Source organism: Candidatus Thiodiazotropha sp. AKAK2 (genome assembly GCF_058244685.1).
The window spans coordinates 315,002-332,883 of sequence record NZ_JBSYOP010000033.1 but is presented as its reverse complement, the minus strand read 5'-3'; the positions used below and the strand labels follow the sequence as shown (position 1 = coordinate 332,883).

The window sequence follows — 17,882 nt, the reverse complement described above, 5'->3', positions numbered from 1 at the left end:
GGGGGTGGTATCAACCCACTGCCCTGGTTGGGGTGGGCTGGTTCTAGGCTTTTAGGCTTTTTCCACGGCCATGGCGACACCCTGTCCACCACCGATACAGAGGGTTGCCAAGCCTTTCTGACTGTTGCTTCGCTGCATCTCATGCAGCAGGGTTACCAACACCCGACAACCGGAAGCACCGATCGGATGACCGAGGGCGATCGCACCGCCGTGTACATTGACCTTGTCCGTATCCCAGCCCATCTCCTTGTTGACGCACATCGCCTGAGCGGCGAATGCCTCGTTGGCTTCGATGCGGTCCAGATCGTCGGCTTTCCAGCCGGCCTTTTCCAGACACTTGGTCGATGCCGGGATTGGGCCTGTACCCATGATTGCCGGATCCACGCCGGCCGATGAGAAGGCAACGATTTTGGCCATAGGCGTGAGACCAAGCTCCTTGGCACGGCTTTCAGACATCACCAGAACAACAGCGGCACCGTCATTCAGGCCCGATGCATTACCGGCAGTTACCGAGCCCTCTTTTGAAAAAGCGGGGCGCAGCTTGCCGAGGGATTCTGCGGTTGTGCCGGCACGGGGGAATTCATCCCGATCGAAAACCACAGGGTCACCTCTGCGCTGGGGAATTTCGATCGGCACGATTTCGTCACTGAACATCTGATCGTTCAGCGCAGCCTCGGCTTTCTGTTGGGAAGCGGCGGCAAACTGATCCTGAGCCTCACGGGTAAAACCAAATTTCTGCGCAATATTTTCAGCAGTGGTTCCCATGTGATAGTTATTGAAGGCATCCCACAAGCCATCCTTGATCATGGTATCGATCATTTTCCAATCGCCCATTTTACTGCCATTACGGGAGTTGGGCAGGACATGGGGCGCCAGGCTCATGTTCTCCTGCCCGCCGGCGACGACGATTTCCGCATCGCCACAGGCAACAGCCTGCATCGCCAGGTGTACGGCTTTCAGTCCACTGCCGCAGACCTTGTTGATGGTCAGAGCCGGAGTTTCGACTGGCAGGCCGGCAGCGAGACTGGCCTGACGAGCTGGATTCTGGCCGGTACCGGCGGTTAGTACTTGACCGAGAATCACTTCATCAACCTGGTCGGGTTGGACGCCAGCACGCTCCAACAGGCCCTTGATGACAGTCGCGCCAAGCTCATGTCCAGGAATTTTCGCCAGACTGCCGCCAAAGGTGCCGATGGCACTGCGGGCCGCCCCTACGATGACTATGTTTTCGCTCACGTTGGTTAATCCTCACATTATATTGTTTATTGAGATCTGTCTGTTTGAAAGATCGATGTTGGTGGCTGAAACACTCGAACTGCACTATGAATTGGCCAACCTTGGTGTATGTTTTAACAAAAAATGTTGCAGCGCACAAATTTTATTGCTAGCTTATTGGACATGAGTGTTCTCTGCTGGGTTTTATAGTCTTTTGTCTTTAGTACGACAACCATGCCTGGATTAATGCAGTTCAACCCTGACGAAACACCTAAAGAACTATTGAGACATAAACAAGAGACCATACCATGAGTGAATCAGCTTTTTGGAACGAAGACTGGATGAAAATCCAGCAGAGTTATTGGGAGAACTGGAACAATATGAGCCGTAAGGCGATGGGCATGGAGCCTCCCAAATCCCCACTGGAGAGTGCCATGGACCATTGGTGGCAGGCCGTTTCTCCGTCAGCCAGTGATATGTCACGTGATTTCATGGGCAAGATGATGGAGCAGAGCAAGAGCTACTTTCGTCTGGCTGAGGGGTATTTCGGTAATGCCCAGGACAGTAATAACTGGCTGGATGCGGCCAACCGCACTGTGAGTGACATGCAGAGCATGTTTTCCAACAGTCTGGAGGGTGTTTACAACGGTACAGAATCAGCCGGTGACGACGCCGTGCACAAGATGATGGCGTTCTGGGAGATGCCCATGGACAACTGGCAACGCATGGTCTCCTCACTCTCTCTGATGCCTGGTGACCTGTTGCGCAATATGCCGCACCAGGATGGGTTGGAGCGATTCCTGAGTGCTCCTGGACTGGGCTACATGCGTGAGGAAGAGGGGCAGTATAAAAAACTGACCCATGCAACGGTCAATTACCAGCGCAACCTGGGTGAGTACATGAAGTTCTTCTCCAACCTGGGTCTGCTCGCTGCGAATCGCATGAAAGACAAGATCCAGGATGTCGCTGAAAGCGGCAAGCAGATTGACAGTGCCCGCGGGCTCTACGATCTCTGGGTCAGCAGCAGTGAAGAGGTTTACGGCGAGCAGGTGATGACCCCTGAATACGCCAAGATCCATGGATCGCTGGTCAACAGCCTGATGAATTTGAAGCAGCGTCTGGGCCATGTAGTTGACGAAGCGCTGGGTGGTCTGAATATGCCTACCCGTCGCGAGCTGCGCACCTTGCAGGACCGTCTGCAGGAGTCCCGTCGTGAGTCTAAAGCGATGAAAGCCGAGATTGAACTGCTGAAAGAGCAGATGATCGAGATGCGCTCATTGGCCACTAGCCAGCCGAAGGCGGTTGCGGCAGAAACCGCTGCCAAGCCGAAAGCGACGGTGAAGAAGAAAGCCAGCGCAAAAAAGAAGGCCGCAACCAAGAAAGCACAGCCAAAGGCTGATGCATCCTAAGGTTATCCCTGTACACATCAAGTGATAGGAATTGAGGAGAACAGACGTGCAACCATTTAACATGCGGCCCGATCAATTGGCCGAAGAGATGCTCGACTACAGCCGCAAGCTGGGCAAAGGTGTTGAAAACCTGCTGAATGCAGACAAGATTGACGCAGGTGTAACGCCGAAAGTGGAGGTCTACAGTGAAGACAAACTGCGCCTCTATCGTTATGAGTCCCCGGCGGATGTGGTGCAGAGCTCAGTCCCCACGCTGATCGTCTATGCGTTGGTCAACCGTCCCTATATGACCGACCTGCAGGAGAATCGCTCAACCGTCAGGAATCTTCTGGCCGCTGGTCAGGATGTCTATCTGGTGGATTGGGGATATCCGGATGAGGCGGATCGCGCCTTGACCATGGATGACTATATCAATGGTTATCTGGATCGCTGTGTCGATGTGATTCGCAAGCGTCACAAGCTGGATAAAATCAACATCCTGGGTATCTGCCAGGGTGGTGCATTCAGCCTTTGCTATGCATCAATGCACCCCGATAAAGTGAAAAACCTGGTCACCATGGTGACCCCGGTCGATTTCAAAACCCCCGACAACATGCTCTCTGCCTGGGTACAGCATATGGATGTCGATCTGCTCATCGACACCCTGGGCAATGTGCCTGGCGAGCTGCTCAACTGGACATTTCTCTCGCTGAAACCCTTCAGTCTCACAGGTCAGAAATACCTGAGTATGGTCGACGTCCTGGAAGATGAAGACAAACTGAAGAATTTCCTGCGGATGGAAAAATGGATCTTCGACAGCCCGGATCAGGCCGGCGAGACTTTCCGTCAGTTCACAAAGGATTTCTACCAGCAGAATGGTTTTCTCGAAGGCGGCGTGAAGATCGGTGATCGTCAGGTCGACCTGAAGAATATCACCTGTCCAGTACTGAACATCTATGCGGAACAAGATCATCTGGTGCCACCGGATGCTTCCAGAGCGCTTCGTGGCCTGACCAGCAGTAAGGACTACACCGAGCTCTCTTTCCCAGGCGGCCATATTGGTATCTATGTCAGCGGAAAGGCACAGAAAGAGGTTCCGCCTTCAATCGGTAAGTGGCTGGATGAGCGCACAAAATAGTTTCATTCAAATGATCCTCCGCCGGTAGTCTCTACCGGTTTCTTTCGGGGTGCCGTTAGGCACCCTTTTTTTTGCCTCATTTACAAGTCAGATAAATTACCTGGATATTCACAGAAGTGTGGCTGGTAAGGTTGCGCTGTGTGGATCTGATTCTCTGAATATGATGTCCCCTGATTTTTACATGGCATTCTCAGTTGGATTTTCACCCCTGGAGAGCTAATCTATTAATTGTACATAAAGTACAAGATAAAGATTTAAAAGTTGTACAAATAAGAGGGCTCGTAGACTCCGTGTCTATCTGACTGGTTCTAGGAACTCTGTTTTTTTATGACCGTCAGATGGATGCTATCGAAGTTATTAGCCTTGAAATACTGACTTCAGTGTAACCAGAGCGTCAACTGCATGAAATTTTCCATGGGTCCCTGGATGAACATATCGACGAGTGTTGACAGGCATCCAAGTCAGGCTGAGTAAAGTGGTTACAGGGTGAAATGGTGAACTGTTATGAAGCGTGCATTTCAGAATTGGTACAAACTGATCGCAGCTGGACTGGTGTTGGGTCTTTTCGCGGCTTTCGGGGTCTCAATGGTGACTCTGGTGCATGAAAAGACCGCCCAGCAGATTATCGATAACCGGCTTCAGGAGACCTATCGGGCTTTCGATCGGGTGCTGCGGGGAGAGGCTTACGATAATCGACCTCTCGATCATCCCACCCAGCTGGCCGCGGTGGATTGGCTCAATGGTGGAGAGCCGATCACCATCTATACGGCTAAAAGAGACGGACAACCCGTTGCAACTCTCCTCAGTATCGACGCTCAGAAGGGCTATAACGGTAGTATCACCCTGATGTTGGGGATACTTGCCAACGGAACCCTGTCGGGTGTGGAAGTTGTAAGCCATCGCGAGACGCCTGGTTTAGGAGACAAAATCGAATCACGACGTTCAGATTGGCTGGAGCAGTTTGAAGGGCGTTCATTGAATTCACCCGCTGAGGATCAGTGGGGTGTCAAGCGGGATGGTGGTTTGTTTGATCAGATAACTGGCGCCACAGTGACTTCCCGCAGTGTGGTGATGTCACTCAAACAAGCGCTGAGCTACCTGCAACAGTTGCGTCCCGAGTTGTTCGAAAGGGTAGAGCCTTCCGCGCTGCTCAAGACCAACAAGCCTCTACTAAAGTACCCTGACTGGATCACTCTGCAGCAGGGTTTTGCCCATACCAGGCAGGGTTTGCTGATATGATCAGGATACTTTTTATCGGTCTGATGGTACTTGCTGCACAGGTTTCAGCACAAAGCAACTGCCCGGAGACACTGAATTTCAACAAACGGCAGCTCGCTGGTGAAAAGCGGATAAATCTTTGTGAGGCCTATCTTGGTCAGGTGGTTCTGATCGTTAACAGTGCAAGTAAATGCGGATATACGCCCCAATATGAGGGATTGGAAAAGCTCTACAGGGAGTATCAGGAGCAGGGGCTGGTTGTGTTGGGTTTTCCAAGCAACGATTTCGGTGCACAGGAACCTGGTAGTGAAAAACAGATTCAATCCTTCTGCCGTAACACCTACAGTATCGAATTTCCCATGTTTGAAAAGACCAGGGTACGTAAGGGCAATGCTGATCCCTTATATGAGGTGCTTGCTCGAAAGGCTGGTGAGTATCCTGCCTGGAATTTTCATAAATACCTGCTTAACCGTGAAGGCGAGTTGGTGGGTAGTTTCCCAAGTCGAATAAAGCCGCAAAGCCAGGAACTGGTCAACGCAATAAAAGATCTCCTTTGAGGGTTTGATCGGCAAATGCTTCCTAACACGGATTCGGCCACTGGATATTGCATGCCCGTGGTTCGAAAAAAGCATTGATCCGGAATTTGCTTTTAACCAGATGAGTGCCCTGTTTGATGAAATCGTAGTGGCTTGCAAGGGTATTGAGACCGGTGGCTGAAACTTTAATTGGCTCATTACCAATCCCATCAAATTCTCCTACTATTTCATCGTCTAGTTGTATACCGGTTTAATGGATGTCACCAGCCTAGATTTTGTCCATAATGGGCAGAGTAATTACTTATTCGCGAAGTCAACCGATTCAATACATTAGAGAATCTCAGGTTAAAAAAAGGCTTTCGGGTATTGAATGAAATTGGGTATTCCTGACAATCTCCGTGGAGACCGTCTGGGCATTCATGTCTGAGAATAGTATTGAGATCAGCTGTGATGGGGTTTTTGCTATTTGATGCTGCTTGGATTTCACTGGAATCGCGGTGAATCCAAGGCTTTGGCCACAAGAGATACATTTGAAATACAAAACGATGAAAAATAAATATATATACGCGGATGATTTTTCCAAGTGGATTCAGGATTTTATGCGTCAGGATTCTGCCAGTGGCATTATTCTGATATTCGCTGCACTACTTGCATTACTGATGGTGAACTCTCCGCTGAGCTGGGTCTATGACGGACTTCTCAGTACACCTGTAGAGATACGCATTGGTGGGCTGCAACTGGCTAAGCCGTTACTGTTGTGGATCAATGATGGCTTGATGGCTTGATGGCTGTTTTTTTTATGCTGATCGGCTTGGAGGTCAAACGGGAATTCCTTGAAGGGGAGTTGTCCAGAGCTGATCAGATCGTCCTCCCTGGTTTAGGTGCGATCGGTGGTATGTTGGTACCGGCTGCTATCTACTATGCGTTGAATGCTGATGATCCGCTGGCACTGAATGGTTGGGCTATCCCGGCTGCTACCGATATCGCCTTTGCGCTAGGCATTCTCAGCCTGGCGGGTAGTCGGGTGCCGGTCTCTTTGCGCGTCTTTTTAATGGCGTTGGCTATTTTTGATGATCTGGGTGCGATCATCATCATCGCAATCTTTTACACGGCGGATCTCTCTTTTTACAGTCTGGTGTTGGCGTTCACAATGATTGCCACACTTGTAATCCTCAATGTCATGCATGTAACACGCCTGTCTGCCTACGTGATTGTCGGGATCATACTTTGGATTGCCGTGTTGAAGTCTGGCGTACATGCCACCCTGGCCGGTGTGGTTCTGGGATTGATGATTCCGATCAGTGATCCGAAAGATGAGACTCGATCCCCTTTGCGGGAAGTGGAGCATGGCTTGCATCAATGGGTCGCATTTCTGATCCTGCCGATTTTTGCCTTTGCCAATGCAGGTGTATCACTGTCCGGCCTGAGTATCGGAGATCTGATGGATCCAGTCCCCCTGGGCATTGCCGCAGGTCTGTTTATTGGTAAGCCACTCGGTATTATGCTGTTTTGCGGCGGTGCAATTCTGTTGGGTTTTGCAAAACTGCCTACAAGAGCCAACTGGTTTGGTTTGTTCGCGACTTCCGTTCTCTGCGGTATTGGTTTTACCATGAGTCTGTTTATCGCTTCCCTGGCATTTGAACAGACTGGGGAGGATGCCCTGATCATTGGGGACAGGCTTGGTATTCTGTTGGGGTCGGGGTTGTCCGCGGTCGTTGGGCTTTTGCTTCTCAAATGGTTTAACCCATCAACTGATAAGAATATTAAGGCCCACTAGGGCCTATTGGATTAGTGTTAACAGGCCCTAGATCGTCAGTTCAACTGCCAGTGCTCTCACATTGAGCTTGGTTTTGAGTCTTACACAGGCAAGGTAGAGGCCTGCGAGCTTACGATGCAGTAGCAGCACATCATGGGGTGGCAGATGCCAGTATTTTTGATTCAATCGCAGTTCAATGGCCTGTTCGCTCATCCGATTCATCAAATCCGAGTTGGCGAAATCATACTCACCAGAGATTCTGATAGGCTCGGTAACACACTTCAGTAATTCAATCACCGCGGTTTTGTATCGATCTGGCGCCTGTTCGTCCAGGTAGCCCACATCCACGGCAGCCAGTTCCATCTGTTTGGTATCTCCTTCAAGTGCTGCCTGCAACAGGTGATTGAAAGCCTGAGTACGATGTTGTTCATAAAACTGGATTGCACCGAAGTCGAGCAGTCCAAGCAGGTCGCTCTGACTGTCATAGCGATAGTTGGCGAAATTCGGATCGGTTTGGACTGTACCCCAACTAAATGTCTCGTGTAGTGCCAGCCTCACCAATCGTTCAGCAACGCTTCTACGTACCAGTTCAGGGTCAGAAGCCAGCTGATCCAAAGGTCTTCCAGGTATGTACTCCATTACCAATACTTCGTGAGTGGAACGGCCCAGGTCGGTGGAGGGTATTCGAAAACCTTTTATGGATTTAATCCGTTTTTTATACTCAATTGTATTGGCGGCCTCGTTTAAGTAGTCAGCCTCCTTATGCAGTTGAATTTTGGTTTCCGCTAGCAGTGTGCTTAGGTCCAGTTCCTTAGGAATCAATCTAAACAGTCTCAGCAATGTAGCGACATTGTCAACATCGCTGTCAATGCTGTTTCGAATGCCAGGGTATTGAATCTTGATCGCAAGGTGTTCCCCTTGCTTGGTAGTTGCTTCATGGACCTGACCTATGGAGGCCGCTGCGATGGGGGTGAAGTGAAAGCGTTTGAATTGTCGCTCCCATAATTTTCCCCAATTGCTATCCAACACCATGGCTACCTGCCCTAATGGCATATGGTGAGCGTCCTCGCGCAGACGTTCGAGTATTTTACTGAACTCTGCAGGCAGCAGGTCTCCGGATTCCATGGAGATCATCTGTCCCAGTTTCATGGCTGCACCGCGCAGTTCCGCGAGATGCTCTGCAAGTCGATTGGCATTCTCCGGGGTCAGAATAAGACTTGGTGCACTCTTATCCCGACCGGATAGAATCCTTTTAAATCCTTCCGTCACTGCGCCGCCAGCAACCTGACTCGCAAGTTGACCCAACTTGAGTAGGCGGCTGGTTCGTCTCTCAGGCAGATGACTCTGGGTGGCTTTGTAGTTTGATTCTTGTGCCATGACTCGTTTTAACAGCCCCTAGTAAGCAGATGCTGTTTTATCCTCTCCTGTGCTACGTTTATTGAGCAGGTATTGAAGATGGTCCGGACTGAACGATTTGGGCTGGATACCACAAAGATTAAATATCTCATCGCCACGACAGGTATTGCCTTTGGTCAGCATGCGTATCTGATCCCGGCTGATTGGGAACCAGCTATATCGATCAAGCAACATTGCCGCCATGCTTGGAGCAATCGCCGGTACCGGCAGCATGACCTTTGTTTTGCCATTAACCTGAGCAATCCGTTTTAGAATTTCCTGCCAGCTTAAATCCTCCGGCCCTCCCAGGGTATAGGTTTTGCCTACTGTTTCTGGTAAATGCAGGGCCTGAATAAAAGCCTTAGCCACATCCTCTACATGCACAGGTGAGAGTTGAAATTCTCCGGCATGTTGAGGATTGATGCCTTCAAAAAACAGTGGCGCCGGAAATGGTGGATCGATGATGTCCCGTTTCAACATCGAGGCGAACTCAGTACGGCCAAGGGGATTGCCGAAAATCACCGATGGTCTGAATATGGTCCAGTCAAGATCGGACTGTTTGAGGTGATCTTCTGCCGCCGCTTTGCTCAACTGGTAGGGGGTTAGTTTAAGATCCACGCCATTGGCGCTCATCAGTATGAAGCGCTTGACTCCCATCTCCTGGGCTAATGCGGCGGTTGTTACAACCCCCTTGTATTGCAGGTTTTCAAAAGTGATGCCTTGAGCTGGGTATGCCCTGAGAATTCCGATGTTGTAGATTACAGCATCCTTACCCTCAAGCATCGCCTTAAGACTGTTTGTATCGTCCAGGCTTCCGGCGTACCAGGTGATATTTTCACTGTTTTCATGACGGTTGTCTGTGGCGTTTCTGATGAGAAGACTGGGGCTGTCAGCCTGCTTTAAAAGCTCAGTCACCAAATACTGCCCAACAAATCCAGTGCCACCCAAAATAGCAATTTTCATTGTCCTCTCCGGAGTTGAATGTCGGCCTATTCATAAGACAGTCGATCGGTGTGAAATTTCCCGGTTTTTATAGAAAGACCGGCTCAAGAGAACATGGTGAAAATGTGGTAACTATCGGCTCTGTAATTAAGCTGGCTTTTGAAAAAAATGGTACACTCCAATCAATTAACTTCTTAGCGAAAACAGAAAAATGAGTGTGGTGGAAATTGGCAAGTCAGCACCCGGGTTTGAGCTTTACGATCAATCGGAAAATTTGTATCGATTGAGTGATAGTCTGGGTACCTGGGTAGTTCTGTTTTTTTATCCCAAGGATAATACCCCGGGGTGTACAGCTGAAGTCTGTGATTTCAATTGCGAATATGACCGGTTACTTGCTTTAGGGGTAAAGCTTTTCGGTATCAGCACGGACAGTAGTCGAAGTCATCAGAGGTTTGCGCAAAAACATCAATTGAAATTTCCAATTTTATCGGATCAGCAGGGAAGGGTTGCATTGGCGTATGAATCACTAGTCAGACTGGGACCAATCAAAATCGCAAAAAGAGACAGCTTCATCATCAATCCGCAGGGTGAAATTGCAGCAATCTACAGAAGTGTACAAGCCAAAGGTCATGGGCGGTTTATCCATGAAAAGATTCAGCAATTAATGGCAGATTGATAATCTGTTAGGGTGATATTTGAAAGGTTATTTTCTGCTTGGTGAGCTGCTGTTGTAATTGTTCAAAAGCACCATCGATATCTCCATCTCCGCGCAAGCCGAGTTCTATGTGGCCCTGAGTGCCAAACTTGGGCAGGCTGTACATTTTGAGATCCTGATATTCAAGGTTGATACGCTCCATCAACGGAACTAAAGCACTTTCCGGCGTATTCAGTACCAACAGTGATCTTTGCTTAAAACGGCTCTCCTGTTGTGGATATTTTTGTCTCAAAACCCACTCTGCCATGGGCCACGCCATCTCCGGGAATCCGGGGAGGAAATGGTGATAACTGATGGAAAACCCAGGAATTTGATTGTATGGATTAGGGATCAGATCACAGCCCATAGGCAGATCGGCCATTTTGATGCGGGTAGGGTAGGCCGCCTCGCCAAACTGGGATTCGATCAACAGTTTCGCTTCAGGGTGTCGTTGAAGTGGGGTATCGAATGCCTCAGCAGCACAGCTGCGAGTTAGGTCATCGGGGGTGGCTCCGATGCCACCGCAGACGAATACGGGTAACTGCTCAGATATAGAGAATTGCAAATGTTTGACCAGGCTTTCCCGCTGATCAGGAATGAACCAGCACCTGTGGAGTAATTTGCCATATTTTTTAAGCAATGAGCGAAAATGGGCATGGTGACGATCCGCTCGGTCACCATACAAAATTTCATCGCCAATCACTATCAGCCCAAAATATGAATTCACGCGATACCTGCCGGTTGAGAAGTGTTATTTGATTTGGTAAATAGTGTCGGGACAACTGGATGGTTTTGTCTATGAGAATAGAGTGTCCCAGGAGCTGATCACCCAGCTGTCAGCGATTCCCAAGGGAAGCATAATTGTGCACCAAACTGTCGCGATACAATAGCTTGGACTGATGCAGCAGCGTGATCACATATTTTGATCCACTACTATTCTGAGAGTTGATTACGCAGTCTCTGAATCTCTAGTTGGGCTTGCTCAAGCTGAAGCTCTATTTCAACTTCCCGGGTAACATCCTTTTGTACACCAATATAGTAAGTCAGGCCGTCTTCTTCATTAATGATCGGAGTGATGCTCAGTTCATTCCAAAAAAGCGAACCATCTTTGTGGTAATTTCGCAACCTTGTTCGTGAAGGCTGATTGCTCTCTATGGCCTCGCGAATCGACTGACGAGCCCGTTGGTCCCGGTCGTCGCCCTGAAGGAAACGGCAATCCTGGTAGAGAATCTCCTCTTCTGCATAGCCGGTGAGTCTTTCAAAAGCCTCATTGACATAGAGAAGAATGGTATCATCACCCTCGCGTTCAGCGATCACCAAGCCATCATTCGCAGTATCTATAGCTTGCTTGAGCAGTTGCAAACTGATTGGTAAATGCTTCATATTGTTCGATCCCAACAGTCTTATGCTTTCTGGTTTTCAAGCCTGTATCAGTATGATACAGCGCCCTTTACATCTGATTCTACGACAACCATTGGGTTGATTGAAGGGGTTAATCAGCATGCAGGGGAATAATTTGTCTGAACCAATATGAGTTTGTTGGTCGTATCTGGTTGATGGGGTTGTTTGATTCAAACTCTATTTTCAGGCAAACCACTGGAGCCGGCACCAGATGTTGCCAATAGAGGGCAACCGGATCGTTTGATTTAGTCTTACAGAATGTGGGTCTAGTTCAATTTCTGAGATCATTCATATCGGAATCCCTTTGTTCTTACCGGGGATCCCGACATAATCGGTGAATACCGGGTTAATGAATCAAGTTTGTCCTAACAGGCTAATTTTTAAGGATTTATCAATGGGGTCCTTACCCAGCCAGATGTTCAGATAGGCCTCAGCGAGCAGTGGGTCATTGAGTGTGATGACTTCTGAATCATTAAACTCCAATACCAGACGGTTGTTATCCTTCAGGGTCAAAACGTATCGGTCACCCGGTTTAACATTCTGCATTGCATTGTGCAGTTGATCCAGGGCAGGACGCATACGCTCAAGTTTCTCTGGTCCTTGTTGTCTACGGATGAATGACTCTGCCACCTGCTTGATCTTAGTTGCTTTAATGGGTATTAGGTAGTGAATCACCAATCTCTGATCCTCTCGTTTCTCCTGTCGAGAGGTATAGAGAGCGGCTGCGTAGAGATCAACCAGGATTCCCCAGGTCAATATACCGGCTCCTGAGAGTTCGAACTGGTGGTTCTCAAAAGTATGACTCTGTGGAAAGTAGATATCTTTGATCTGGATGCCTTGTTTTGCATTGGCACTACCAGTGAGGATGAATGCCGAGATCAGCAATGTGTATATTGAGATTGATGTTAAAGTGTTGCGTCGATTCATGATCTACTCCTTTCTGAAAAAGAGAATGACTTCACCAAGTTTGAAACCTAATTTTGTTACTACCGCTTTATTCATCATCGTGTTTCGGTCGAGCAGGAACATCCAGTCATTGAAGTGCACGCGCCAATCACTGCTACCAATTGTCAAGTCCATCTGGTACTGCCACTGGAGTGCGCTGCCATAAGCCTCTCCATGTGCCATGCCAATGATGTCATTTGCACTCCCGGTATACTGGTGTTTGTCGATACGTGTTATGATCCAGGTTCGATGTTCAGTGGTTCCGTCATCATAGTTAAATGACTCCTCAAGTTTTAACTGGTCATTTTCTATTGTACCGATAATCTTGACCTGGAATCGTTTGCGAAGCTTGCCGAAACGATCGATAAAAACTCCCCAGGCCTGCTGTTCTCCCTCGAAAAAGTCAAATAGATCGAATTCAGGTAGTGTATCTGCGTAATCAACCGGTTTCATGTTTGAACAACCCAGGGTTATTAGTAACATAAGGCTTGCCAGCCAGACGTTTTTCAGATTCATTGCCTGCTTCGCTCCTTTGTATGATCGAGAGTTGGCGACTGTCTAATGGAAAATGCCAAACCAGCCAGGCGGCAGTAAGTTTGAATGGTATCGGTAGAAGACCGTAAGCCAAGGCGAGGACTGTGATGCCCATTGTAGAGGGTAGGGCCGGATCAAAACCACTTAACTGAACCAATGGATAGACAAGGCCAATGGCCAAAGCCAAAGATAGTTTGGTTGCCATTCCCCATAGACCGAAAAAAAGACCTGCCCGTTCACCGCCTCCACCAGCCCGGTCGATATCGATCACATCGGCCTGGATCGCGGCTGGTATTGACATATCAATGCCCAAACTGAGTCCGGTTAACAGGCAGATCAATGCAAAAAGGTAGAAGTCCCCGGGTGTCAGCCAGGGTACCCATATGAAAACTGAACAAGAGAAAAGCATGGCAACAGACCAGGCGATATGTTTTTGCACATGCCTGGCAAGTGGTAACCAAATCAATAGCCCTATTACCCCGGAGGCGAAGTAGATACCAAGCAATATCCATCGGCTTTCATCCACCTGAAGGACATACTCGACATAGAGTAAGAAAAGAGATGCCGGTATCGCATTGGCAATTCCGTTCAACAGGTAGGCAATCAGCAGTTTTTTTAAGGGTTTGTTTTTAGCTAGTAGATTGTAACCTTCCTTGAATCCGGTTCTTCTCATTGTTGATGTTAAGTCTGGAACCAACATAAGTCCTGGCATGGAGATTATGAATAAGGTGATGAAACCCAGACCGATCAATGCGAGTATCTCGCTATCCTTCAGGGTATTGAGTAGAAAGGGTAAAGATACAACCGTAATTGTGCCTGCAAGAACGTATATTTCCCGCACGGATGTGATTTGTGATCTTCGATGGTAGTCCGTTGAGAGTTCTGCGCCCCATGCATTATAAGGTATGACCACCCACGACCATCCTGTATAGAGTAGAGCCGACCAAACCAGCAAATAGAGTCCGCCAGGTGTAGCGTTGGGAATGAACAGCATGTAGCATGAAACCAGTAGTATTGGGGATCCACTGTAGATCATCAATCGCCTGCGTCCCGGCCTGGTCAGAATCCTGTCACCGAGATATCCTGCAATCGGATCCGAAAAAAGATCCCAAAAGCGGGAGATCATCAACAGAAGACCTACCGCAGTCAGTCCAAGACCGAACTCTTCTGCGTAAATCGGTGGCAGAAATACAACCAGAGGCAATCCGAGAAATGCCAGCGGCAATCCAGGTAGGCCATACAGGTATATTTGCTTGCCTCTGAACTTCATCGCATTAGAGGAGTTTGCGTAGTAAAATCTGGTGCAGGTTTAGTCGTTTTATTAAAAAACCCGCTTCACAGTAACTTAGGTAGTATTGCCACATTCTGATGAATTGTGGATCAAAACCTTGAGCGAACACTTTATCTTTAGCCTGATTGAAGTTGAGCTGCCATTTTTCCAGGGTTTTCGCATAGTCGAGTCCAAAACTGTCATCTTCTACCAATTCGAACCGGTGTTTCTCCGCAAGTGATTTTAATCGCGAGACCGCTGGTAACATACCGCCTGGAAAGATGTATCGCTGTATGAAGTCAGGTTTCTTTCGGTAACTGGTGTAAGCCTCTTCACTAATGGTAATGACTTGTAAAGCAGCAGTTCCGTTTGTCTTCAGGAGCGTACTGAGTTTGCCGAAGTACTCGTCCCAGTAAGCTTCGCCAACCGCTTCGAACATTTCGATTGATACGACATGGTCATATTGACCGCTGAGGTCACGATAGTCTGTCAGTTTCAATTCAACTGATTCAGCAAGACCCTGACGCTGGATACGACGATTGGCCCATTCAAGTTGCGCTGGTGAAAGACTGACACCATCCACTTTGATCTGGTTTGCCGCTGCCATTTCGGCAAATCCACCCCAGCCGCAACCGATCTCCAGCACAGAGGCGCCGACTTTAGGTTGTATAAGATCCAGTATCCTTTGGTATTTATGCTGTTGTGCCTGCTCAAGTGTATCTTGTTCACTGTGAAACAGACCACAGGAGTAGGTCATCCCCGTATCAAGCCAGAGCCGGTAGAACTCATTACCCAGATCATAATGAGCCTCGATGTTCCTGCTGCTTCCCTGGCGGGTATTACGGTTTGACCAGTGATGGATCCGGTTTGCCAGATTGGAGAGTCGTGAGGCTCTGCGCAGCCTGGTGAAACGATGTCTGTTTTCACCCAGTAGCACCAACAGCGTGGTCAGATCCGGCGTATCCCACTCTTCAGCCATATAGGATTCCGCAAAACCAAGATCCCCTTTGGTGTAGAGTCGTTTGATAAACGCGGTAAAACTCCGAATATTGATCCGTGCGGTATTGCCTGGCACTTTGCCATTCAGGATAAACAGATGCCCGTTGGTCTCAATTTCCAATGTTCCCTGTTCGAGGCAATCCAGTCGACTGAGAAAATCATCGAGTATGCCTTTGTAGAGATTTAAGCGCTCTATGCTTTGAGTCTGAAGTGTGCTCATATGGATATTTGCTCCTTCGGCGGTTTGGGCTTTGGAAAAAATTTTGCTCCACGAAGCCAAATCTTCAATGCCTGCCAGTGGATGGCAAGCACGACTTTAAAGGTCATCAGTGGGGTTCTAACCAATGCATATAGCAATCGACTGTCTATCAAGGGGTATGAGTAGCCAGCCTGGCTTGCGGTAAGCATCAAGCGATCATTTTGATATTCACGAATTACCACACCAATACGTTTGCCCGGTTTATGAAAAGAAAAATGGTATTCACCGTTCATACTGATCAGAGGGGATACGTGAAACTGCTTCTTTTTGGTGGCATTCACCGGCCAGCTGAGTTTGTCTCCCTGATTATGAATCAGATAAAAATGGTGCTCCTTAAAGGTATTGTTGACTTCACAAATCAGCGCTTTCAAGCTGCCGTCACTGTGGTAGCAGTACCATATGGAGATTGGATTGAATGCATAACCCAATATGCGTGGAAAACAGAGCAGCTTAATGGAGCCATTTCCGATATCGATATTCTGGGAAACCAGCAGTTGTGTTGCCCAATTCTTTAAACAACTGCCATCCCTCGGTCCATGATCCTTTCGATTAAAGGAGAGAAGATTGAAACGGTCGAGTGAGAGCAGTGACAAACTCCGGCACTCCTCATCAATCCGGTTGAGGTCGATAAGCAGACTGAATACCGGGTATGAAAAACGGTAGTTCACAGGAAAAAGCCGTTGATGCATCACTTGGGTTAAGTAGATTCTACTCTGTCGGTCACACATCAGATCAGACTCCCACGCTTCTGGCCAACGATGCGAGCTGATCCATGTCGGGTTGCAGAGTGATTGCCTGAGTCTGCTTCAACCATGGCACCTCAACTCCCAGACTGGCAGCGACTTCAACAGAGGATCTCAAGGCATCTTCATGAAAACCGTAGCCAAGGTAACTACCGCAATACCAAATTCTCTGTTTTCCTTGAATCTCATTCAGCTGCTGTTGTGCCCACATGGCGCCATGATCGAATACAGGATGTTGATAGACCATCTTCTCGATCAGTTGCTCTTCCTGGGGAGGCTGAAGCGGATTCAATGAGACAAAATAGTCTTTTTCAGCTTTCAGGCGTTGCAATCGGTTCATCCAGTAACTGACAGAGACAGCTCGCTCTTGTGTTTCAAGCTCATCATCAGCGATATAGTTCCAGGAGGACCAGACATCACGTAATCTGGGCATCAGTCCTCTATCGGTATGCAGATAGACTGTGTTGTCCTGATATCTGAATTTACCCAAACAATCCGCTTCGAGTGGATTAGGATTCTCGATCAGTGCAACGGCCTGGTCGGCATGGCTGGCGATAATCAGAGCGTCGTAGCTTTCTTTGTGACCCGATTTCGTAGTGATTTCCACACCACTGGATGTACGTCTTACCGAAGCCACAGATTGATTGATTTTAATGCGGCTACCCAATGAGTCAGCCATTACCTTTACATACTGCCAGCTACCGCCTACCAATGTTTTCCACTGTGGTCGATTCTTGAGTTTGACCAAACCATGATTTTTGAAAAACTGAGCGAAGCTGCTGAATGGAAATGAGAGCATCGTACTGGTCGGGCATGACCATATTGCGGCAGCCATTGGCAGCAGGTAGTTATAGCGAAACTGATGGTTGTAACCATTCAGGTCGAGAAAATCCCCAAGACTGATACTGTAGTCACCTTGGTGAAGGTGGTTCTGACACTGGTTATTGAAACGTACTATCTCTTTGATCATTGATAAAAACTGAAAATCAAACAGATTTTGTCTCTGGGCAAACAGCTTCTTCAGGTTGTCACCGGCATATTCCAGAGAGCCGGAATCGATTGAAACGGCAAACGACATATCAGTGTTTTGGGTTTCAACATCGAGGTAATCCAGCAACGCTGTAAGCAGGGGGTAGTTGGGTTCGTTGTAGACAATGAAACCTGTGTCAATTGGAATCATGCCACTCCCTTCCAACACCTCGATCGTGTGCGTGTGACCGCCTACATAATCGTTCTGTTCATACAGATCCACCTGATATCTGTTTTTAAGCAGCCAGGCTGCACTCAAGCCTGCTATACCACTTCCCACAATCCCGATTCGTTTTATATCGTTTTGTTTCACAGTAAATTCCCACAGATCGATTTATCTGTAATATTTGTACAAAGATGTACAAAAAACAACTATAATAATTGTACAATGACAATGTATATTTTAGGTTTATTCATGTG

General features: G+C 48.2%; 18 protein-coding genes. 7 read left to right on the top strand and 11 right to left on the bottom strand.

Going from position 1 to position 17,882, the window contains the following annotated elements; genetic code table 11:
* Positions 1-51: 51 nt before the first annotated feature.
* Positions 52-1,236 (bottom strand): acetyl-CoA C-acetyltransferase, encoded by a 1,185-nt coding sequence (locus AC4IE8_RS16755; RefSeq protein WP_068987183.1) that lies wholly within the window; start codon positions 1,234-1,236, stop codon positions 52-54.
* A 287-nt stretch (positions 1,237-1,523) separates the two neighbouring features.
* Here AC4IE8_RS16755 and phaE point away from each other — a divergent pair, with 287 nt between their 5' ends.
* The 6 genes from phaE (at position 1,524) to nhaA (ending at position 7,272) form a co-directional block, all read left to right on the top strand.
* Entirely contained in the window at positions 1,524-2,624 is a 1,101-nt protein-coding gene (gene phaE, locus AC4IE8_RS16750) for a class III poly(R)-hydroxyalkanoic acid synthase subunit PhaE (protein WP_068987182.1), read from the top strand.
* 61 nt (positions 2,625-2,685) lie between these two features.
* Positions 2,686-3,741 carry a class III poly(R)-hydroxyalkanoic acid synthase subunit PhaC gene (locus AC4IE8_RS16745; RefSeq protein WP_490791514.1) on the top strand — a complete coding sequence of 352 codons (1,056 nt, stop codon included), beginning with the start codon at positions 2,686-2,688 and terminating at the stop codon, positions 3,739-3,741.
* A 504-nt stretch (positions 3,742-4,245) separates the two neighbouring features.
* Positions 4,246-4,980: an electron transport complex subunit RsxG gene (gene rsxG, locus AC4IE8_RS16740; RefSeq protein ID WP_068987180.1), complete on the top strand. Its 735-nt coding sequence runs from the start codon at positions 4,246-4,248 to the stop codon at positions 4,978-4,980.
* The gene (locus tag AC4IE8_RS16735; protein ID WP_068987179.1) at positions 4,977-5,516 is read left to right on the top strand and encodes a glutathione peroxidase; all 540 of its coding nucleotides are present in this window, start codon (positions 4,977-4,979) and stop codon (positions 5,514-5,516) included. Before rsxG ends, AC4IE8_RS16735 begins: the two co-directional genes overlap by 4 nt.
* 524 nt (positions 5,517-6,040) lie before the next feature.
* On the top strand, positions 6,041-6,280 hold the full coding sequence (locus AC4IE8_RS16730; protein ID WP_490791506.1) for a Na+/H+ antiporter NhaA: 240 nt from the start codon (positions 6,041-6,043) through the stop codon (positions 6,278-6,280).
* Positions 6,280-7,272 (top strand): Na+/H+ antiporter NhaA, encoded by a 993-nt coding sequence (gene nhaA, locus AC4IE8_RS16725; RefSeq protein ID WP_490791505.1) that lies wholly within the window; start codon positions 6,280-6,282, stop codon positions 7,270-7,272. Before AC4IE8_RS16730 ends, nhaA begins: the two co-directional genes overlap by 1 nt.
* Positions 7,273-7,299: 27 nt before the next feature.
* Here the strand turns inward: nhaA and AC4IE8_RS16720 are convergent, their stop codons facing one another.
* Together AC4IE8_RS16720 and AC4IE8_RS16715 are read right to left on the bottom strand one after the other, a co-directional pair.
* Complete coding sequence (locus tag AC4IE8_RS16720; RefSeq protein WP_490791504.1) at positions 7,300-8,628, bottom strand: ABC1 kinase family protein; 1,329 nt, start codon at positions 8,626-8,628, stop codon at positions 7,300-7,302.
* An 18-nt stretch (positions 8,629-8,646) separates the two neighbouring features.
* Positions 8,647-9,609 (bottom strand): NAD(P)H-binding protein, encoded by a 963-nt coding sequence (locus AC4IE8_RS16715; RefSeq protein WP_490791503.1) that lies wholly within the window; start codon positions 9,607-9,609, stop codon positions 8,647-8,649.
* A gap of 190 nt (positions 9,610-9,799) precedes the next feature.
* Here AC4IE8_RS16715 and AC4IE8_RS16710 point away from each other — a divergent pair, with 190 nt between their 5' ends.
* Positions 9,800-10,264, top strand: a complete 465-nt coding sequence (locus AC4IE8_RS16710; RefSeq protein ID WP_490791502.1) for a peroxiredoxin — start codon at positions 9,800-9,802, stop codon at positions 10,262-10,264.
* A gap of 7 nt (positions 10,265-10,271) precedes the next feature.
* Here the strand turns inward: AC4IE8_RS16710 and AC4IE8_RS16705 are convergent, their stop codons facing one another.
* The 8 genes from AC4IE8_RS16705 to AC4IE8_RS16670 all read right to left on the bottom strand — a co-directional run bounded on the left by AC4IE8_RS16705 (position 10,272) and on the right by AC4IE8_RS16670 (position 17,775).
* A complete protein-coding gene (locus tag AC4IE8_RS16705) occupies positions 10,272-11,009 on the bottom strand; it encodes a competence/damage-inducible protein A (protein WP_490791501.1) in 738 nt (245 codons plus the stop codon).
* A gap of 206 nt (positions 11,010-11,215) precedes the next feature.
* On the bottom strand, positions 11,216-11,665 hold the full coding sequence (locus AC4IE8_RS16700; protein ID WP_069014247.1) for a PAS domain-containing protein: 450 nt from the start codon (positions 11,663-11,665) through the stop codon (positions 11,216-11,218).
* Between the two features lie 372 nt (positions 11,666-12,037).
* Positions 12,038-12,610 (bottom strand): chalcone isomerase family protein, encoded by a 573-nt coding sequence (locus AC4IE8_RS16695; RefSeq protein ID WP_490791500.1) that lies wholly within the window; start codon positions 12,608-12,610, stop codon positions 12,038-12,040.
* A 3-nt stretch (positions 12,611-12,613) separates the two neighbouring features.
* Positions 12,614-13,081 (bottom strand): DUF3833 domain-containing protein, encoded by a 468-nt coding sequence (locus AC4IE8_RS16690; protein WP_490791499.1) that lies wholly within the window; start codon positions 13,079-13,081, stop codon positions 12,614-12,616.
* Positions 13,068-14,432: an MFS transporter gene (locus AC4IE8_RS16685; RefSeq protein WP_490791498.1), complete on the bottom strand. Its 1,365-nt coding sequence runs from the start codon at positions 14,430-14,432 to the stop codon at positions 13,068-13,070. The genes AC4IE8_RS16690 and AC4IE8_RS16685 overlap by 14 nt, the downstream gene beginning before the upstream one ends.
* A gap of 4 nt (positions 14,433-14,436) precedes the next feature.
* Complete coding sequence (locus AC4IE8_RS16680; protein WP_490791497.1) at positions 14,437-15,651, bottom strand: class I SAM-dependent methyltransferase; 1,215 nt, start codon at positions 15,649-15,651, stop codon at positions 14,437-14,439.
* On the bottom strand, positions 15,648-16,418 hold the full coding sequence (locus AC4IE8_RS16675) for a DUF1365 domain-containing protein (protein ID WP_069019891.1): 771 nt from the start codon (positions 16,416-16,418) through the stop codon (positions 15,648-15,650). Before AC4IE8_RS16675 ends, AC4IE8_RS16680 begins: the two co-directional genes overlap by 4 nt.
* A gap of 4 nt (positions 16,419-16,422) precedes the next feature.
* Positions 16,423-17,775, bottom strand: a complete 1,353-nt coding sequence (locus AC4IE8_RS16670) for an NAD(P)/FAD-dependent oxidoreductase (RefSeq protein ID WP_490791496.1) — start codon at positions 17,773-17,775, stop codon at positions 16,423-16,425.
* Positions 17,776-17,882 lie beyond the last annotated feature (107 nt).